This window comes from Allofournierella sp., assembly GCF_017889395.1.
Taxonomy (GTDB): Bacteria; Bacillota; Clostridia; order Oscillospirales; family Ruminococcaceae; genus Allofournierella.
This window is the reverse complement of the sequence record NZ_JAGHKE010000059.1, coordinates 1-19,113: the sequence shown is the minus strand read 5'-3', so window position 1 is coordinate 19,113 and position 19,113 is coordinate 1. Positions and strand designations below refer to the sequence as shown.

General features: G+C 61.7%; 13 protein-coding genes and 1 pseudogene. 8 read left to right on the top strand and 6 right to left on the bottom strand.

Features of this window, described 5'->3' with window-relative positions; all coding sequences use genetic code 11:
* The coding region (locus tag J7G73_RS08590) for an alpha-hydroxy-acid oxidizing protein (protein WP_291245951.1) at window positions 1–988 on the bottom strand (988 nt) is incomplete at its 3' end.
* 162 nt (window positions 989–1,150) lie between these two features.
* Here J7G73_RS08590 and J7G73_RS08585 point away from each other — a divergent pair.
* The 3 genes from J7G73_RS08585 to J7G73_RS08575 are packed head-to-tail and all read left to right on the top strand — an operon-like array spanning window position 1,151 to window position 4,575.
* Complete coding sequence (locus J7G73_RS08585) at window positions 1,151–2,404, top strand: peptidoglycan DD-metalloendopeptidase family protein (RefSeq protein WP_291245950.1); 1,254 nt, start codon at window positions 1,151–1,153, stop codon at window positions 2,402–2,404.
* A gap of 48 nt (window positions 2,405–2,452) precedes the next feature.
* A complete protein-coding gene (locus J7G73_RS08580; protein WP_291245949.1) occupies window positions 2,453–3,991 on the top strand; it encodes a M23 family metallopeptidase in 1,539 nt (512 codons plus the stop codon).
* 35 nt (window positions 3,992–4,026) lie between these two features.
* Entirely contained in the window at window positions 4,027–4,575 is a 549-nt protein-coding gene (locus J7G73_RS08575) for a biotin transporter BioY (protein ID WP_291245948.1), read from the top strand.
* Window positions 4,576–4,643: 68 nt separating this feature from the next.
* Here the strand turns inward: J7G73_RS08575 and J7G73_RS08570 are convergent, their stop codons facing one another.
* Together J7G73_RS08570 and J7G73_RS08565 are read right to left on the bottom strand one after the other, a co-directional pair.
* Window positions 4,644–6,659, bottom strand: a complete 2,016-nt coding sequence (locus tag J7G73_RS08570; RefSeq protein WP_291245947.1) for an AAA family ATPase — start codon at window positions 6,657–6,659, stop codon at window positions 4,644–4,646.
* Between the two features lie 122 nt (window positions 6,660–6,781).
* Window positions 6,782–8,377, bottom strand: a complete 1,596-nt coding sequence (locus tag J7G73_RS08565) for a peptide chain release factor 3 (RefSeq protein WP_291245946.1) — start codon at window positions 8,375–8,377, stop codon at window positions 6,782–6,784.
* 277 nt (window positions 8,378–8,654) lie between these two features.
* On the opposite strand from J7G73_RS08565, the gene J7G73_RS08560 reads away from it, so the two are divergent.
* The 3 genes from J7G73_RS08560 (at window position 8,655) to J7G73_RS08550 (ending at window position 14,089) form a co-directional block, all read left to right on the top strand.
* The gene (locus J7G73_RS08560; protein ID WP_291245945.1) at window positions 8,655–9,371 is read left to right on the top strand and encodes a LytTR family DNA-binding domain-containing protein; all 717 of its coding nucleotides are present in this window, start codon (window positions 8,655–8,657) and stop codon (window positions 9,369–9,371) included.
* Window positions 9,372–9,373: 2 nt separating this feature from the next.
* Window positions 9,374–10,738, top strand: coding sequence for an ATP-binding protein (locus J7G73_RS08555; RefSeq protein ID WP_291245944.1), 1,365 nt, complete (start codon window positions 9,374–9,376; stop codon window positions 10,736–10,738).
* Window positions 10,739–10,987: 249 nt separating this feature from the next.
* A complete protein-coding gene (locus J7G73_RS08550; protein ID WP_291245943.1) occupies window positions 10,988–14,089 on the top strand; it encodes a glycoside hydrolase family 3 N-terminal domain-containing protein in 3,102 nt (1,033 codons plus the stop codon).
* 101 nt (window positions 14,090–14,190) lie between these two features.
* Here the strand turns inward: J7G73_RS08550 and J7G73_RS08545 are convergent, their stop codons facing one another.
* Window positions 14,191–15,048, bottom strand: coding sequence for a bifunctional GNAT family N-acetyltransferase/class I SAM-dependent methyltransferase (locus J7G73_RS08545; RefSeq protein ID WP_291245952.1), 858 nt, complete (start codon window positions 15,046–15,048; stop codon window positions 14,191–14,193).
* Between the two features lie 152 nt (window positions 15,049–15,200).
* Here J7G73_RS08545 and J7G73_RS08540 point away from each other — a divergent pair, with 152 nt between their 5' ends.
* Together J7G73_RS08540 and J7G73_RS08535 are read left to right on the top strand one after the other, a co-directional pair.
* Entirely contained in the window at window positions 15,201–16,427 is a 1,227-nt protein-coding gene (locus J7G73_RS08540; RefSeq protein ID WP_291245942.1) for a trypsin-like peptidase domain-containing protein, read from the top strand.
* 206 nt (window positions 16,428–16,633) lie between these two features.
* Window positions 16,634–17,545 carry a serine O-acetyltransferase gene (locus tag J7G73_RS08535; protein ID WP_087295539.1) on the top strand — a complete coding sequence of 304 codons (912 nt, stop codon included), beginning with the start codon at window positions 16,634–16,636 and terminating at the stop codon, window positions 17,543–17,545.
* A gap of 54 nt (window positions 17,546–17,599) precedes the next feature.
* On the opposite strand, the gene J7G73_RS08530 is transcribed toward J7G73_RS08535, so the two are convergent.
* Window positions 17,600–18,682 carry a GGDEF domain-containing protein gene (locus J7G73_RS08530; protein ID WP_291245941.1) on the bottom strand — a complete coding sequence of 361 codons (1,083 nt, stop codon included), beginning with the start codon at window positions 18,680–18,682 and terminating at the stop codon, window positions 17,600–17,602.
* A 238-nt stretch (window positions 18,683–18,920) separates the two neighbouring features.
* A pseudogene (locus tag J7G73_RS08525) lies at window positions 18,921–19,113 on the bottom strand (calcineurin-like phosphoesterase); the annotation flags it as partial.

Genomic DNA, 19,113 nt, shown 5'->3' with positions numbered 1-19,113 from the left:
CGGCCAGGCTGTGCACCCCGCACATGGCCATGGTATCCTGCAGCTCCGCCTTGAGCTTTGCGGTGAGCAGCGCCACACCCTCGGCCCCGCCGCCGTATACGGCGGTCACATAGGGACGGGCCAGCAGGGCAGCGTCCGCGCCCAGCGCCAGTGCCCGGAATACATCCAGACCGCTGCGGATGCCGCCGTCCACCAGAATCATCATCCGGCCCTTCACGGCCTTCGCAATGGCGGGCAGCACCTGGGCCGTGGGCGGCACACCATCCTGCACCCGGCCGCCGTGGTTGGATACCACGATGCCCGCGGCCCCCGCCTCCAGCGCCTTCTCGGCGCCCTTCACGGTCATGATGCCCTTCAGAAGAAAGGGCACGCCCGCGTATTCGATGATCTCCCGCAGCTCCTCCACGGTCTTGGGGCCGGCGGGCGGGTTCAGGCCCTTCAAAAAGGGCAGGCCCGCGGCGTCGATGTCCATGGCGAACACCTTCGCACCAGCGGCCTTCGCCGCGTCCAGCTTGGCAAACAGAGTGTCCCGGTCCCAGGGCTTCACGGTAGGGATTCCCCGCCCCTCCGACTGACCGATCACCTGTGCCGCCGCCAGAAACACACTGGGGTCGGTGCCGTCGCCGGTAAAGGCGGCGATGCCCGCTTGTGTGCAGGCAGGCACCAGAATGCTGTTGTATTCATGGCCGGTGAATTTCTCGCCGTAGTGCAGCTTCACCGCGCCCACCGGCGCGGCAAACACCGGCAGCTCATAGGTCTCGCCGAAGAATTCAAACCGGGTATCCACCGGCTTATTGTCGCAGATGGTGTCCATATTCACGCAGATCTTCTGCCAGGCCTCATAGTTGGCCGCCGCCACAGTGCCGGTGCCCTTTGCTCCGGGGCCGGGTATGGTAGAGCCGCAGGCCCGGCCGTTGCACACCGGGCACGCCTTGCAGTAGGGGCCGCTGCAGGTGCGGGCAGCGGCGAGCATTTCCTGATAGGTCATGGTTTCATTCCTCCCTTTGCTGCTTTTGATTCTAGCCCCGGCGCGCCCGGTGTGTCAAGCCATGGATTTTTTGCTGTGCATTGGCGGCAAATATGGTATAATGATACATATTATGGGGTTTTGTGCCCCATTTTACCGACTGCCTGAAAAGGAGGCCGCTGGATGAAACGATTTTTCCTGTGGCTGCTCATGGTTGCCCTGTTCACCGGGGCCATCGTTGGAGGCAGCCTCGCCTTTTTGTATTACCACATTACCGAAGAAGATCTGCCGGAAAAGGCCATCACCCTGGCGGGTCAGACCCTGGACGAGCCGGTGGGCTACCAGTGGACGGTGCCCATCCTGGGCGGTATGGTCTGGCGGGAGCTGGACCTGAGCCCCGGCTCGGCCATTCAGACTCTGGAGGCACCCATCACCACCGCCAACGCCGAGCTGGTGCTGGCCGAGGGCATGACCGAGAGCGCCACCACCCTGCTGCTGCAGACCAAGGAGGGCGAAACCCTGTTCGAGGGCGGCGCCGCCCAGTGGAAGGACTACACCTTCCCCGAAGACGGCGTTTATCTGCTCACCATCCGGGCCGGCTGTGAGGACACCGGCCAGCGCCCGGGCAAGGCCTACGGCTGGTACCAGTACCAGTGCCGCTTTACCGTAAGCGCCGCGGCCAGCATCACCCTTTCCAGTGAATCGGTGCGGCAGGGCGACACTGCGGCCATTTATGTGAACGGCCTTCTGGGCCAGCAGTCCGACCCGCCGGTGGCCGATACCGATCTGGGCCAGGTCTGGTTCGCCCCGGTAAGCGGCGGCTGGATCGGCTACCTGGGCATTCCCTATAACGCCCCGGGCGGTGACCATACCATCACGGTGGAGGTGGGCAGCGAAACCCTGACCGCCACCCTCACGGTGGGGGCCAGCCAGTACACCACCACGACCCTGAGCGGCGGCGACGCCACCGCCGAGGCCAACGCCCAGTTCCGGGACAAGATTTACGGCTTCTACACCCAGGGCACCAATGAAAAGCTGTGGACCGGGCGGTTCTCGCCCCCGGTGCAGGGCAACATATTCCAGCCCTACGGCGCATATCTTATCGCAGATGACGGCTCCCGTGCGGGACAAGCCGCCAACCTTACCTACGTGACCACGCCCGGCAGCGAGGTGATCGCCCCCGCTCCCGGCAAGGTGCTGCTGGCGGAAAACCTGCTGCTCACCGGCAACACCCTGGTGATCGACCACGGCTGCGGCGTGAAAAGCTATCTGTATCACCTGCAGGATCTGAACGTTTCCGTGGGCTCGGTCCTGACCCAGGACCAGGTTCTGGGCCACGCGCAGAACACCCTGATCTGGGAGGTCCGGGTGGGCAACAAGAGCGTGGACCCGGCCAAGCTGACCCAGACCACAGGCGGGCTGTTTTTCCAGCCCTGAACCCGCCGCGCCCCGCGCGGCCCAAACCCTTGATGTGAGGTGGAATCATTGAACAAAGACGAAAAGCAGCCGGTGAACAGCGGCGTTCAGCCCGGTTCCGAAACGGACGAGGCACAGCCGGAAAACGGCCTGCAAGCCACTGAAGAGGCCGCACCCGAACAGGAAAACGGCAGCGGCACTTCCGGCGAGGAACCGGAAGAGGACGGCGAATTTCTTGACCCGGAAGACGATGAGTATCTGGATGAGGAGGAATACGACTGGGAGGAGGACGTGCCCCTCAGCTTTGGCGCACGCCTGTTCAGCGCCTCCACCTCGCTTTTGCGGTGGATTGTGCTGGTGGCAGTTCTGCTGGCGCTGCTTCTGGGCGGCACCTTCTTCAGCATGTACCGGAACGTGAGCCTGAACAGCCTGCCCCAATACGAGGTGAGCTGGGCAGGTCAGGCACTGGATGCCGCCGGTTATGACTGGTCGGTGCCGGTGATGGGCTTCCTGCACCGGGACTTCTCCAAAAAGCCGGGCAGCAGCTGGCAGGATCTTGAGCTGGTGAGCGAAAGCCACCCGGAACTGGCGCTGCCGGAATATACCACCGCCCAGCTGACCATTCAGAACGAGGCGGGCGAAACCCTGTTTGAGGGAGACGCAGCTGCCTATAACGACTTCCATTTCAGTGAGAACGGAGCCTACTCCGCCACCCTCACGGTGACCTCCCCGGAATCCACCGGTGCCCAGGGCTCCTATACCTATCAGTTCAACTTCCAGCTGGAGGCCCAGCCCCGGCTGGTGCTCTCGGGCACCGGCGTTACCCAGGGCAGCGTGATCGGCGTGCGGCTGGAGGGTGTGCTGGGCGATATGGTTCCCGCCCTGACCACCGAGCTGGCCGAGATCCCGTTTACCCAGTATCAGGGCGAGTGGGTAGCCTTTGTGCCGGTGGACTACAACCAGATGGCGGGCGAATATGCCATCAGCGCCACCGTGAACGGCCAGACCGTTACCGAGACCGTGCAGGTGTACGGGCGGCAGCGCCGTGAGCTGGACACCTACACCATCGACGGCACCTCTGCCATCCCCTATGTGGGCGCACTGCCCAAGAACATGGATTTCCTGTGGGAGATCAACGATCCGGACATCTATTGGGACGGCTCCTTCATCCAACCGGTGGAGGGCAAGATCCTGCGGGACTACGCGGTGCTGGAATACACCGACCGGCTGGACCCCACCGACCCGCTGAACGCCGCCATCCCGCTGGACCAGATCGCCGCTTATAACGCCAACATCGCGCCCCGGCGCAGCATCAACGTAACCCTGGCCACCACCTCCGGCAGTGCCGTGGTAGCTCCCGCCGCCGGCCGGGTGGCCTATGCCGAGACCAACGGCAGTCTTGGCCGTGTGGTGGTGATCGAGCACGGCTGCGGCGTGAAGAGCTTGTTCTATCTGCTGGGCCGCCGGGATGTGGACGAGGGCGACTTCGTGACCCAGGGCCAGCAGATCGGCACCACTCAGGGTCATGTGATCTGCGAGATGCGTGTGGGCGACATCCCTGTGAATCCCTGGGATGCCTGGCGCGGAACCGGCGGGCTGTTCTTCTGAGCCCGTCCGTTTCCCATTTTCCAAGGAGCGTTGTCATGCATAAAACCCAAGCCCTTACCCGTACTGCCATGGGGACGGTAATCATTGCTCTGTGCGCCTGGATCAGCATTCCGGCGGCAGTGCCCTTCACCCTGCAGACTCTCGGCATCTTTCTGGTGCTGACGGCACTGGGGCCCCGTCAGGGAACCGGGGCCATTCTGGTCTATATCCTGCTGGGCCTGATCGGTCTGCCGGTCTTTGCCGGTTTTTCCGGCGGTCCGAGCGCGCTGATCGGCCCCACCGGCGGCTACATCGTGGGCTTCGCCCTCATCGGCTTTGCCTGCCTTTTGACCCAGTGGCTTCCCCTGCCCGATCCGGTCCGCTGCACGGCAGGCTGCCTGCTGGGACTGGCGGCCTGCTATGCCTTCGGCACCTTCTGGTTCATCCGGGTGTCGGCTGCAAACGGCAATGTTTACAGTCTGCCTGCGGTGCTGGCCATGTGTGTAGTACCTTTTATCCTTCCGGACTGCATCAAGCTGGTCCTGGCACTGGTCATCGGCCGCCGCCTGGCACGGGCACTCCGCCCTGCAGGCACTGTCTGCTGACCGGCTTTTCACAACACAACAAAACGGAAGGCCCGCTGCAAATGCAGCGGGCCTTCCGTTTTGTTCTTTTATTCGGCTTCCTCCAGCGCAAAATCTCCCAGTGTCAGCTCGTCCAGCGCAGCCTCCGGCTCCGCGGCCAGCCGGCGGCTCTGGTTCAGAATCGCCCGTTCCAGAAGATTGCGGGCCATGCGGCCGTTGCCGTTTTCGTCGGCATTCTCTGCCTGCGCCAGGGTGAAGTATTCGGTCAGCGGCGCCTGACAGCCCTCCGCCAGCCGGTAGCCCCGGCTCTTTGCATTCAGCTCCAGAATGCGCCACAGCTCCTCGCCGGTGTAATCCGGGAACTCGATCTTGTTGGGAAAACGGGAGGCAAGGCCGCTGTTGGCGGTCAAAAACTGCTCCATCTCTCTGGAATAGCCCGCCAGAATCACCACCAGATCGTCCCGGTGGTCCTCCATGCCCTTCACCAGCGTGTCGATGGCCTCCAGGCCGAAGCTGTCGTCCTTGCCCCGGTAGAGGGAGTAGGCCTCGTCGATGAACAGCACGCCGCCCAGCGCCGAGCGGATCACCTGATTGGTAAGGGGCGCGGTGTGGCCCACATAGCGGCCCACCAGATCCGCCCGGCTCACCTCCACCAGCTGGCCGCCCCGCAGCGCGCCGATGGCCTTCAGATATTTGCCTACCAGTCGGGCGATGGTGGTCTTGCCGGTGCCCGGATTGCCCGCGAAGATCATGTGCATGGAAACGCTGCCGGTCTTCATACCCGCCTGGGCCCGGCGCTGGTTGGCCTGCACACTGTCCTTCAGGCGCAACACGTAGTCCTTCACCTCGGCAAGACCCACGATATTTTCCAGCTCCCGGTCCACCTCGTCCAGCATGCCGGTATACTCCTGCCGCAGCAGGCCCAGCAGATCCTCCGGCTGACCGCCGTCCACCGCGACCAGCGCCCGGCCCTCCGGGGCCGTGAGCGCAGCCGCCGCGCCCACCGCCGGTTCTTTTTCCAGCTTATACTCCGCCAGCGCCTGAAAGCACCGGTCATAAAATTCCCCGATGGGCTCCGCGCCCCGGCCGGGGCTTGCCTGCCGCCGGGCCAGCGCCTTGAAATCCTCATCCGCCGTGACGGTCAGCTTCAGCTGACGGGCTGCGTGTTCGGTCAGCTGCTCCAGCCCACGCCCGGCAATGGCCGACAGCTCCTCTTCGGTAAAGGGCCGGGTGGCGCACACATCGCTCAGCGCGTTCACCATGCCCGCACCCATCCGGTCCGCCAGCTTTTCCGGGCCTTTCTCGCTCAGGAACACCAGATACTTTCCCCGGGGCGTCAGCTGGCTCACCGCATCCGGCACCAGGGCGGCGCCCACATCCACCAGCATTCCCTTCTGCACCGCATAGCGGCTGTTCAGCGGGGCCTTGCCGGTCTGGGCCAGCGCCGCCAGCATATTCAGAAAGCCCGGGTGGCACCGCTCGTAATGGCAGAACACCAGGATCTGCCCCGGTCCGTTCAAAGCACTGTACAGGTCCTGCAAAAACAGCTTCTCCTGCCCGGGGCCCGGGTAAAGGCCCAGGTCCATCCAGGCGATCTGCGGCCCGCTCAGCAGCTTGCGGTCCGCCATTTCCCGGGCAATGGCCTCCAGCGCCGTGTGCTTGCCGGTGCCCGCCGGGCCGTGGAGCAAAAGCACACCCCGGGCGGTTTCCCCCGCCGTACCCAGTACGAAGGGCCGCTTGAAGGCCCTCACCAGCTGTTTGAGGAATTCCGGCTGACCCAGCACGCTTTTTCCAAGCGTTTCCTCCAGCCCGTCAAAGGCGTCCGCCTGCGCAGGGGTGGGCACAGTGCGCCGGGCCGCCTGTGCCTCGGCTTCGGTGAGCAGGCCGTCCCGCTGCATGGTGTGCTCCAGCTCGCCCCCCAGCCGGCTGATCTCCTCGGCTTGGCGGGCCAGCGCTTCGCTCAGCGCCTGCTGATTCTTTTGCAATGTCTGCTGTGCATCCTGTGCCGGCTTCTGGCTCTGGGCCGGTTTTTCCGCACCCGCCCGCAGCCGCCCGCCGGGGCCGAACACTCCGTTCATCAGGTCTTCCCAATCGCTTGCTCCCATGGCTCGCGCCCTCCTTTTGCCGTCTGGCGGCAGTCATCTGCCCTTATTGTACCACAGACCGCGGCCGTTTTGCGGCAAAAAAACAAGGCATCCAGCCGCTGGCCGGATGCCTTGTTTGAAAATCACACGTTGCCGAACTCGCTGAGCTCCAGGCCCTCGTTGTGCTGCTGGGCCCAGTTGATGGCCCAGGGGGTGGTGAAGAGCAGCAGCTTGTTGCCCTTCAGGTCCTCGATGCGCTTGGTGTCGCTGGTCAGGTCCAGATCCTTCGGGTCCAGATCCTCGTTCTCGATCCAGCGGATGTGCTCAAAGGGCAGCTTCTGCATGCGGATGTCCACGTTGTACTCGTTCTTCAGCCGGTACTCCAGCACCTCAAACTGCAGCACGCCCACAACGCCCACGATGACCTCCTCCATGCCGCCGTTCAGCTCGCGGAAAATCTGGATGGCGCCCTCCTGGGCCACCTGCTCCATGCCCTTCACGAACTGCTTGCGCTTCATGGTGTCCACCTGGGTGATCCGGGCGAAATGCTCGGGCGCGAAGGTGGGGATGCCCGCATACTGGATCTTCTCCTTGCCGGTGCACAGAGTGTCGCCGATGGAGAAGATACCCGGGTCAAACAGACCGATGATATCACCGGCGTAGGCCTCGTCCACGGTGGCCCGGTCCTGAGCCATCAGCTGGGTGGACTGGGCCAGCTTGATCTTCTTGCCGCCCTGCACGTGGGTGACCTCCATGCCGCGCTCGAACTTGCCCGAGCAGATGCGCATAAAGGCAATGCGGTCCCGGTGGGCCTTGTTCATGTTGGCCTGGATCTTGAAGATGAAGCCGGAGAAGGTGTTCTGGGCAGGCTCGACCAGCTCGTCGCCGCTCTTGCGGGGCAGCGGGCTGGGAGACAGGCGCAGAAATTCCTTCAGGAAGGGCTCCACGCCGAAGTTGGTCAGCGCGGAACCGAAGAACACAGGGCTCAGGCGGCCGGTCTGCACGGCTTCCATGTTGAAGTCGTAGCTGGCGCCGTCCAGCAGCTCGATGTCCTCGGCCAGCTTCTCATGCAGGGGCGCGGTGATCAGCTCGTCCAGGCTGGGATCGCCCAGCTCGGCCTCGATCTTGTCCAGGATCTTCACGCCGTTGGCCTTGCCGTCGCTCTGGAAGGCCAGAATGTGGCGGCTTTCCCGGTCGAACACGCCCTTGAACTCCTTGCCGCAGCCGATGGGCCAGTTCATGGGATAGGTCTGGATGCCCAGAATGTTCTCGATCTCTTCCATCAGGTCAAAGGGGTCCCGGGCCTCACGGTCCATCTTGTTGATGAAGGTGAAGATGGGAATGTGACGCAGGGTGCACACCTTGAACAGCTTGATGGTCTGGGCCTCAACGCCCTTGGCGGCGTCGATGACCATGACCGCCGCGTCGGCGGCCATCAAGGTGCGGTAGGTGTCCTCGGAGAAGTCCTGGTGACCGGGGGTGTCCAGGATGTTGACGCATTTGCCGTCGTATTCAAACTGCAGCACCGAGCTGGTAACCGAGATACCGCGCTGCTTCTCGATCTCCATCCAGTCGCTGACCGCGTGGCGGGCGCTCTGCTTGCCCTTAACGCTGCCTGCCTGCTGGATCGCGCCGCCGTACAGCAGCAGCTTTTCGGTGAGGGTGGTTTTACCGGCGTCCGGGTGGCTGATGATCGCAAAGGTGCGCCGGCGCTGGATCTCTTGCCGTAAATCGGCCATAGATGCTTGTCCTCCTTATATTCTGGGGCGGCGCACACGCGCCGCGCGGGGTTTGGTCCTTAAAAACACAACACTCTATATATTATTACATTCAAAAGGGCTTTGGCAAGGGGCCCGGGCCAATTTTCGCCCGCCGGGCAAAAAACCGGCGATTTGCCCCGTTTTGTGCACCTCTCGACGGTTTTTTCCCGCTATGATATACTGAGAACAGCGGGCCCATCATGCGGACAGGCGGCCCGGAAAACAAGTCTGATTTTTGCGGCAAGGGGTTGACCATTTGAGAAACATCGCCATCGTGGAGGACGAGGACCTGGCAGCGCAGGCCCTCATTGACCACATCAAGCAATACGAGGCCCAGACCGGGCAACGCTTCCAGATCTTTCGCTTTGTCAACGGAGCGGATTTTCTGAAGGACTACCGCGCGGTTTATGCGGTGGTGTTCCTGGATGTGCAGATGCCCAAAATGAACGGTCTGGAAACGGCGCTGCAGCTGCGCCGGTGTGACAAGAACGTCTCCATCATATTCATCACCAACCTGGTTCAGTATGCTTTGAAGGGCTACGAGGTGGATGCAGTGAGCTACCTGATCAAGCCGGTGAGCTACTACGATTTTTCCATGAAATTCAAAAAAGCGCTGGACATCTATCTGCTCAACGAGGACCGCAGCTTCACTGTGAACACCCCCGGTGGGCTGTGCCGGATCTCCACCGATAAGCTGATGTATGTGGAGATCATGAACCACAGGCTGTTCTACCATCTGATCGACGATGTGATCGAGATGACGGGTGTACTCTCCGGCGTAGAGCAGCAACTGAACCGGTTCGGATTTCTGCGTTGCAACAAGTGCTATCTGGTGAATCCGAAATTCATCGTAAAAGTGAAGAGCAGCACGGTGCAGGTGGGTGATAATCTGCTGCAGATCAGCCGGCCCCGCCGGGCAGCATTTCTGGCGGAGTTGGCCAACTGGTATGCCGGTTCGGCGGGAGGTGAATAAGTATGGAAGCCTTTCTGTTCACCTACCATTACATTATGCTGGAGTTTCTGTTCGGGCTGTATCTATTTTACGGGATGACTCTGTGGAACCTGCACCGGGCAGACCGATTCTGGCTGCGGCTGATTCTTGGTTTTGCATGGGTGCTGACCCTGACCGGCGCGGCCTCTTGGGCCTATCTGTTTTGGGGACAAAACGTTCTGGGCCGCAGCACCATCTACATCGCTCTCTTCGCAGCCACCATCGCCCATGTCCGGCTATGCTTTGACGAGCCCTTCCTCACCATTTTGTTCTGCTGTAGTGTGGCCTATGCTGCCCAAAACCTGTGTTACAAACTGTATCTCACAGTAGTCTGTACTGCGGAACTTCTGCGGTTCAGCGGCTACAGCTTCCCCCTCGACGTTTACAGCAGACTGTTCCATCACGGCTTTTATGGGGCGGCGGCATTGGTGCTTTACCGGCTGTTTCTCCGCCGGGTGGCACGGCTTGCCGCGAGCTGCCGGCTGGACCGGCAGATGCTTTCCCTTTCGGTGGTGGTGCTGCTGATCACCGCAATCCTCTGCTCGATGGAGGATGTGTACTTCGCCCGACTGAGCATCGGCTGGGAAAACCAGTTTGAGCACACCGCCCTCTTTGTGCTCCGTCAGTCCGGCAATCTGTTCTCGGTCACCTGCTGTGCCATCGTGCTGCTTCTGGCCTGGCGCACCATCGAACAGCGGGAGCTGGCCCAGGAGGTGGAATACCTTCAGCACACCATCCACCAGAGTCAGCGGCAATACGAGATCTCCCGTGATACCATCGAGCGGATCAACATCAAATGCCACGACATCAAGTACCAGATTTCCTCCCTGGCCGCCCAGGGCCGCCCCCTCGGGCCGGACGCGGTGTGCGATCTGGAAAAGGCCATCTCTATCTACGACACCCGTATTGAGACCCACAACCAGCTGCTGAATGTGCTGCTCACCGAAAAAAGCCTCTACTGCGAACAGAACGGCATCCAGCTCTCCTGTATGGTGGATGGAGAAAAGCTGGCTTTTCTGGAAAACAGTGATCTGTACTGCCTGTTCGGCAACGTGATCGACAACGCTCTGGAGGCGGTGGCGGCCGTGCCCCAGCGGGAACGGCGCATCATCAATCTGGTGGTCAAGGCCCGGGGCAGCATGCTGCTCATCCAGCAGGACAACTACTTTGACGGCACGCTCACCTTCCAGAACGGTCTGCCTCTGACCACCAAGGCGGATACCTCCTGCCATGGCTTCGGCCTGCGGAGCATCCAGATGATCGTGCACAAATACGATGGCGAGCTGACGGCCCATGTGGACGGGGACGTATTCCACCTGAACATCCTGTTCAGCCTGGCCGACCATTGAGCCCCGCCTTCAAACGGCCAAATGTACAGTACACGAAAAAAAGATGCAGTTTAGGGAACACCCATTGCCAGGGGTGTTCCCTTTTGTTATAGTTTGGGCCGAAGAGCCGGCCCCGGCGGTTTCTCCTTGCGTTTTCTCCGACCTTTTTCCCTGGCACGGGGCCGGTTTTCCGGAGAAAGAAGCAAGGCGAGCAGGCGCGCTTTTTTGCCCGGCGCGGCTGCAAAGCAGATACTTATAAGGAGGATTTTCATGGCAAAGGACAAGAAGAAAAAACTGAGCGCGAAGGCGTTCACCGCGATCCTCACGCCGCTGCTGGCCATCCTGCTGGCGTTCTCGATCGCGCTTTCCGTCATCACCACCTCGATGTACGATCTGGTGCTGCGCGACATTTTCGGCGAGACGGATTTCTCCAGCAGCAGCGCTGTGGACGGCGTGGATGCCGCCTACTACACCCGCGACATCACCGACTCCGAAGCCCTGCAGGCTGCGGAGCAGGAATTCACCCGCAAAGCCGGCGCGGAAGGCTTTGTACTGCTCTACAACAACACCGAGAACGGCAAGGGCCTGCCCGTGGCCGCCGACTCCAAGCTGAGCCTGTTCTCTGCCTCCTCGGTGGATCTGCTGGCTGGCGGTACAGGCTCCGGCGTGAGCACCATCTCCAGCGACATGCGCACCGCTCTGCTGGAGCAGGGCTTTGAGGTGAACGAGTCCCTGTGGAAGTTCTACTCCGACAACCACAGCACCTACACCCGCGGCGGCGGCGCCATTATGTACGGCGGCGCTGAGGACTGGTCCATCAACGAGGCTCCCATCTCCGCCATTCCCGACGAGGCCAAGCAGGAAGCCGAAGGCACCATCCCCGTCTTCTTCATCGCCCGCACCGGCGGCGAGGGCCGCGACCTGGGCCGCTACATGGGCGACTGGACCGACATTGAAGAGGATAAGGACAAGCACTATCTGGAGCCGGACAGCGTGGAGCTGGGCGTGATCCAGTACCTGAACGATAACTTCGACAACGTGATTCTGGTGGTCAACGCCAACAACGCCTTTGAGCTGGGCTGGGTGAAGGATTACCCCAACATCTCCGCGGTGCTATGGGCCCCCGGCGCAGGCGGCGACACCTGCCGCTCCATTACGGACGTACTGAGCGGCAATGTGAACCCCTCCGGCCATCTGGTGGACACCTTCGCCTACGACCTGTTCTCCTCCCCCGCCATGCAGAACATGGGCGACATGATGATGGTCAATAACGGCAGCGATGTGGAGGCCGCCGTATTCTACGACGAAGGCATCTACGTGGGTTACAAGTACTACGAGACCCGCTACTTCGACAAGACTCTGGACCAGGGTAACGCGGGTGACTATGACTACGCCACCACCGTACAGTATCCCTTCGGCTACGGCCTGTCCTACACCACCTTCCAGTGGTCCGACTTCACCATGAGCGAGATGGACGCCAACGGCGACATTCAGGTGAACGTGACCGTGACCAACACCGGCTCGGTGGCCGGCCGCGATGTGGTGCAGCTGTATCTGAACAGCCCCTACACCGAATACGACAAAACCAACCACATTGAGAAGGCTTCCTCCTCTCTGGTGGGCTTTGAGAAGACCGGCGAGCTGGCTCCCGGCCAGTCCGAGACTGTTACCATCACGGTGAACAAAAAGGACTTCATTTCCTACGACGACGTGCAGGCCAAAACCTACATTCTGGAGGCCGGCGACTACCTGCTGACTGCCGCCTCCAACGCCCATGCGGCCAACAACAACTTCCTGGCCTATGCGGGCGTGGAGAGCGACGGCCTGTTCGGCACCCCCGACGCAAGCTTTGTGGGCTGCTGGACCTACGACTACACCGACAACGGCGGCGTGGACAACGTGACCTATGCCACCTCTGCTGCCGGTGCCGAAATCACCAACCAGTTCGACCATGCCATCTACGATGAGCTGACCCCCCGCGACCAGTACCTGTCCCGTCAGGACTGGGCAGGCACCTTCCCCACCACCCACGGTACTCAGGACAGCCAGCGCAAGAGCGAGTTCAGCGAAAAGAACGGCTACACCTGGGAGGTGGAAGTCTCCGATGAGATCAAAGAAGCCATCCAGGCCAAGGGCGCCGAGGCGTCCCTGAACCCCATGACCGAGGAAGAGGCCGCCGCACTGGACGGCACCTACGGCAATGACGGCGATCTGGAGCTGATCGACTTCCGCGGCCGCGACTTCGACGAAGTAGAGGCCGAGGGCGGTTGGGATGCCCTGATCGACCAGATGGACGCCACCGAACTGGAGAGCATCGTGCGCAACGGCGGTTACCAGACTCTGGCCTCCTCCAACGTGGGCAAGCCCCGCGCCATTGACTACGATGGCCCCTCCGGCCTGAACGAGGGCGGCATCACCCACGAGCCCTATTCCATCACCTATCCCTGCGCCACCAACCTGGCCGCCAGCTGGGATCGCAACAACTCCTACCTGCACGGCTACTATGTGGGCGAGGACGCTCTGGCCGCCGACGGCAACTGGGGCACCCACACCTACATCGGCCTGATCAGCGGCTGGTACGCACCCGCCATGAACATCCACCGCACCCCCTTCGCCGGCCGTAACTTCGAGTACTACTCCGAAGACGGATTCATGTCCGGCGAACTGGCCCTTCAGGCCGCCAGCGCCTGTGCAGAAAAGGGCGTATACGCCTACATCAAGCACTTCGCACTGAACGACCAGGAGGATCACCGCAGCCATGTGGCCACCTTCTCCAACGAGCAGGCCATCCGCGAGATCTACCTCAAGCCCTTCCAGACCTGCATCGAAGAGCGGCCCACCACCGAGATCATGGTGCAGCAGTACGACGAGGCCACCGACAGCTTTACCCAGACCACTGCCGACATCCCGGCGGTAATGGCCGTGATGTCCGCCTTCAACCGGGTGGGCTGCACCTGGTCCGGCGGCGACTACAACCTGCTCACCGGCGTTTTGCGCAACGAGTGGGGCTTTGACGGCACCGTGATCACCGACTACGACAACGGCGGCGTGATGGATACCGAGCAGTGCATCCGCGCCGGCGGCGACCTGAAGCTCACCGGCTACGCGGTAGACGCTCCGCTGGACATCACCAACCCCGCTTCCCGCTACTTTGCCCGTCAGGCACTCAAGCACATCCTGTACACCACCGTGAACTCCAACGCCATGAACGGCATTGTGCACGGCACCGCGGTGGGCGAGCTGCCCTTTGCCAACTACTACTTCATCCTGATCGGTGAAGGCATCATTGCCACCGGCCTGATTGCCTGGGGCGTGGTGGCCATCGTCCGCCGCTGGAAGAAGGAAAAGAAGGGTGCCCAGACAAACGCATAACCCTTTTTCGCACAACTGCATTGAGAAAACAGTTTCCTCGTCTCAATGAAAAAGGAGCCTTCCCGCCGGGAAGGCTCCTTTTTTGATTCTGTAAACAGGTGTCACCAGCCCTTTTTGCGCACAAAGCAGGGCAGCGGCGCGGTGGGCGCCCAGTTGGCGAACTCACACACCAGCACCGTGTATTCCCGGATGGGCAGCGCCCGGAAAAATTCCAGCAGAGCATTCTTCTCCCCGTCACCGTTGGGGCCGCCGCTGTACAAACAGGCCGCCAGAATTCCGCCGGGCCGCAGCGCCGCCAGCGCGGCCTCCACCGCGGGCAGGCTGCTTTTCGGGGTGGTGAACAGGCTGTGGTCCGCCCCGGGCAGATAGCCGAAGTTGAAGACCACACAGTCCGCGCTGCCCGCTTCCACCAGCTGTGCCAGATTTGCGTGGTCCGCCTGCACCGCCCGGCCAATGTCCGAAAGGCCCGCCGCGGCCAGCCGGGCGTTGGTGTTGTCCACTGCCTGCTGCTGCAGATCCAGCGCCAGCACCCGGCCCCCTGGCCCGGCCAGCCGGCACAAAAATTCCGTATCGCCCCCGTTGCCGCAGGTGGCATCCACAAAAAAGCCGCCGGGCAGCAGATTCTGCCGCAGAAAATCGTGGGTCAGGCCAACCGCGGTGGGGTCCGGCACCCGGTGCCTGCGCCAGAGATTCCCGGCAGGGGAAAAGCCGAATTTTTCCGCCAGCGCCTGTTCGGCCGGGCTCTCCCCCAGCGTCAGAAAATGCAGGCTTTCGCCGGTATATCCGCCGGTGCTTTTCAGCACCTGCCGCAGCAAAAAGCTGCCGTAGCCCTTCCGCCGCCAGGCCGGGTCCACCCAGAAGGAGGCAAGCTGCCAGCTCTCGCCCTGTTGAACACAGCTGCACCGCCCCACAAGCAGTTTTTCTTTATATAACAGGAATTCTTCTCCTTCACGTATCACCCGCACGCCATTGCCCTGCCTTTCCAAATATGATATGCTTATATGGTATGAGCCCGGGCATCATTCCGCGCCCGGAATCATACCAATTATACATGGATTTCACAGTTTTTTCACCCGCCTACACCCCGAGGGGCCCCACCGGTGAACCCTCCATGGGCGCCGGCAGCAGCACCGACTACACCACCCCCGGCACTTCCACGCCCGGCTTTGGCCCCTCCGCTCCCATGGGCGGCGAGCCCCAGCCGCCCCGCATGAAGAAGAGCCATCCCCGGCTGAAGAAGGTGGCCGCGGGCGCCCTGGCACTGGTGCTGGTGGCAGGCGTAAGCTTCGGCGGCGGCTACGCGGGCTTCTACGTGGCCGACAAGACCAGCAGTGCCCGCATCGTGTACCAGAGTGCCAATCCCTCCGGTACCGCCACCAGCAGCACCGACGGTTCCGCTTCTCTGGACCCGCTGGTGAACGTGATCAATTCCATCACCCCCAGCGTGGTGGAGATCACCACCGAGCAGATGGTCACCACCAGCTACGGCTTCTGGGGCGGTCAGCAGATTGTGAGCGGCGCGGGCAGCGGCGTGATTTTCACCGCTGACGGCTACATCATCACCAACGCCCATGTGGTGGAGGGTGCCCAGCAGATCACCGTGAAGCTGAACGATGGCACCACCTACAACGCCACTCTGATCGGCTCGGACTCCCAGAGCGACATCGCGGTCATCAAGATCGATGCCTCCAGCCTGACCCCGGCGATCCTGGGCGACTCCGACACCATCGCCATCGGTGAGACCGCCATCGCGGTGGGCAACCCCAGCAACCTGGGCGTGACCTCCACCGACGGCATCATCAGCGCGCTGAACCGCAGTGTGACCGTGGAAGGCAACACCATGAACCTGATCCAAACCAGCGCTGCCATCAGCCCGGGCAACTCCGGCGGCGGCCTGTTCAACTCCAAGGGCGAGCTGATCGGCATCGTAAACGCGAAGAACGCTGATGAGAACGCCGAGGGTCTGGGCTTCGCCATTCCCATCAACACCGCCAAGGCTGTGGCCCAGGATCTGATCGAAAACGGCTACGTGACCGGCCGTCCTGTTCTGGGCATCACCGTGGTGAGCATCACCGACGCTCAGACCGCTATGCAGTACGGCGTTTCCACTCTGGGCGCTTACGTACAGAGCGTTACTGAGGGCAGCGGCGCTGCCAACGCCGGCATGAAGGTTGGTGACCGCATCGTGAGCGTGGGCACCAAGACCGTAACCACCGCCACCGATGTGACCAACGCCCTGCAGGACTATGCCGCGGGCGACACCGTTCAGGTTCAGGTGGACCGGAACGGCGAGCTGATCACTCTGAATGTGGTTCTGGGCGAAAAGACCCAGGCCTGATCCCTATACCGATCCCGATTTTTCATATCGTTTCCTTTTTCTGTTTTCACACGAGGGCAGGGGGCCGCACAGGCGTGCGGCCCCCTGTTCTTTTTTTCCGCTTTGCATTGACGCATCCCGCCCAAACAGGTATGATTAAACTATTCCCCCACCGCTGCGCCGCCAGCGGCGACACAGGGCCGGGTCACCGGTGAAAGGAGCCTTTTATGAACGAGATCAAGCGTCGGGCCATCCAGAAAACGGTCCAGGGCCTGAATGAAAACTACCAAAGCCACGAGCTGCTCACCCTGAAGCAGGGCATGGAGCTGCCCAACCGCAAAGCAGTGATCAACATCCTGCGGGACCTGAAAGAGATCATCTTCCCCGGCTATTACGGCCCCGACAGCCGCCTGGGCGATTTCGGAGACCACTATGCCGGCTACCGGCTGGACCGGCTGTATGACGACCTGCGCTCCCTGCTGGCCACCGCCCTGCTGTACGAGTGCGGCAAGGAGGGCTGCCAGCTGCACACCGAGCCCCGGGCCGATGAGGTATGCGCCGCCTTTTTTGAAAAGCTGCCCACCTTGCAGCAGACTCTGCTGAAGGACGTGCAGGCAGGCTTTGAGGGCGACCCCGCCGCCAAAAGCCGGGAGGAGATCATCTTCTGCTACCCGGGCTTTTACGCTATCTACATCTATCGGGTGGCCCACGAGCTGTATCTGCAGAACGTGCCCTACATCCCCCGTATCATGACCGAATACGCCCACAGCAGCACCGGCATCGACATCAACCCCGGCGCGCAGATCGGCGAATATTTCTTCATTGACCACGGCACCGGTGTGGTCATCGGCGAAACCACCATCATCGGCAATCACGTGAAGCTGTATCAGGGCGTTACTCTGGGCGCGCTGTCCACCCGCGGCGGCCAGCAGCTGATGGGCGTGAAGCGTCACCCCACCGTGTGCGACAATGTGACCATCTATTCCGGCGCCTCGGTGCTGGGCGGCGAGACCGTGATCGGAGAGAACACCACCATCGGCGGCGGAACCTTCATCACCGAATCGGTGCCCGCCAACAGCCGCGTGCTGGCCAAACGCCCCGAGCAGACCATCAAATCTCCCACCGATGTGACCGACTGATTTTCCGTACAAACAAAAGCGCCGCAGAGAGACAAGGCCTCTCTGCGGCGCTTTTTATCTTGCGGTTTGTTCCCATCGGCGGATACAGCCCCGCTCCTCCTTTGCCTGATAGAGGGCACTGTCGGCATTTTTAAGCAGCTGTTCCGGATTCATACCCGGCCGGCACTCGGCCATACCGAAGCTGGCCCCTACCCGACAGGGCGAAAACAGGCAGATGCCCTCCAGGGCCTTGCGAATCCGCTCGCAGGTCTGCACGATGCGGCTGGACTCCGGTGCGTGGAACACCATGCAGAATTCGTCGCCCCCATAGCGGAAAGCTGCATCCTCTCCTGCATAGCTGCGCAGGATGCCCGCTACCATCTGCAGGCAGGCATCGCCCTGCAAATGGCCCAGGGTGTCGTTCAGCTGCTTGAAACCATCCCGGTCCATCATCACCACAACGCCCTGCCCGCCGGCGCACAGCTGGCCCAGCCGGTCGTCCAGTGCCATTCGATTCAGCAGGCCGGTCAGGCCGTCCCGCCGCAGCTCCCATTCCTGCCGGGCGGCCTGGCGGATACGCTCCCGCTCGTAATAAATGGAGACAAGGCTCAGCAGATAACAGCCCAGCAGCATCACCAGACCCAGCAGCCAGTTGATGCGATTTTCCACATTTTCCAGCCGGTGGCGCTGGGTGGAGTCCCAGACCACCACCAGATCCACCACCGGTACGCCCAGCAGGCACACCGCCGCGGTGATGGAGGTAAGACGGTAATCGCCGTAGGAAACGGTGAGCAGAATGGCCACCACCGGAAGCAGGATCAGCGCCGGGAACAGGCTGTGCACCCCATACAGCACCAGGCACACCCCCGCCATACACAGCGACACGAGCACCTGCCGGATCTGCCCCTTCCGCCGACTGTTCATCGCCAGCAGGCCGATCAGCACCAGAATGCTGTTGAGCGCCACCGGGATCAGCAGATACTTGATGGCATAACGGGTGGGGTCGGAATTCACAACCCCCTCGATCCGGTTCAATGCAAAAGCCATAATGACTTCCAGCAGCGCTGCAGCCAGCGCAAGGCTGGCGGTCATCCACCAATGTAGCCGCATCCATTTTTCGTTTACTGTGTTCCATTGCTGACCGTTTACCGGGTGCATCCGCGTTCTCCTTTGCCTTGTGGTCCACGCCCGTTCACATGTATTTCATTCGTTTTCTCATTATACCAAATCCCCCGGACCGGCACAATCAAAACCATTCTCCGCAATTCCTCTTCGGCAGGCAAACAAGGGCGGCCCTCCTGTTGTCGGAAGGCCGCCCTCGGCATTTTTGTTTCGGTTTGACTGTGGGAAGGCAGTTTGCCCGCCTTGTCCGCGGACCATACTTTCAGAGAAGCGTTCAATCCTCCAGCGGAATCACATCACAGAACACCGCCTGGGTCTTGGTACCCAGCTTGCGGTCCTTGTGGTAACGGCCGAACAGCCATTTTTTGTACTGGGCCTTGTCCATGATCTGGCCGAAGAAGGTGTGCAGCCAGTTGGGCTGGCCCTGCATCAGCTGGGCAAATTCCAGAATCTTCAGCGGTGCGTCG

What these genes read in the sequence shown, in the direction of transcription:
- J7G73_RS08585 (WP_291245950.1), top strand. Translation starts at nt 1,151, where the DNA reads ATGAAACGATTTTTCCTGTGGCTGCTCATGGTTGCCCTGTTCACCGGG.
- J7G73_RS08575 (WP_291245948.1), top strand. Translation starts at nt 4,027, where the DNA reads ATGCATAAAACCCAAGCCCTTACCCGTACTGCCATGGGGACGGTAATC.
- J7G73_RS08570 (WP_291245947.1), bottom strand. Translation starts at nt 6,659, where the DNA reads ATGGGAGCAAGCGATTGGGAAGACCTGATGAACGGAGTGTTCGGCCCC.
- J7G73_RS08565 (WP_291245946.1), bottom strand. Translation starts at nt 8,377, where the DNA reads ATGGCCGATTTACGGCAAGAGATCCAGCGCCGGCGCACCTTTGCGATC.
- J7G73_RS08555 (WP_291245944.1), top strand. Translation starts at nt 9,374, where the DNA reads ATGGAAGCCTTTCTGTTCACCTACCATTACATTATGCTGGAGTTTCTG.
- J7G73_RS08550 (WP_291245943.1), top strand. Translation starts at nt 10,988, where the DNA reads ATGGCAAAGGACAAGAAGAAAAAACTGAGCGCGAAGGCGTTCACCGCG.
- J7G73_RS08540 (WP_291245942.1), top strand. Translation starts at nt 15,201, where the DNA reads ATGGGCGCCGGCAGCAGCACCGACTACACCACCCCCGGCACTTCCACG.
- J7G73_RS08535 (WP_087295539.1), top strand. Translation starts at nt 16,634, where the DNA reads ATGAACGAGATCAAGCGTCGGGCCATCCAGAAAACGGTCCAGGGCCTG.
- J7G73_RS08530 (WP_291245941.1), bottom strand. Translation starts at nt 18,682, where the DNA reads ATGCACCCGGTAAACGGTCAGCAATGGAACACAGTAAACGAAAAATGG.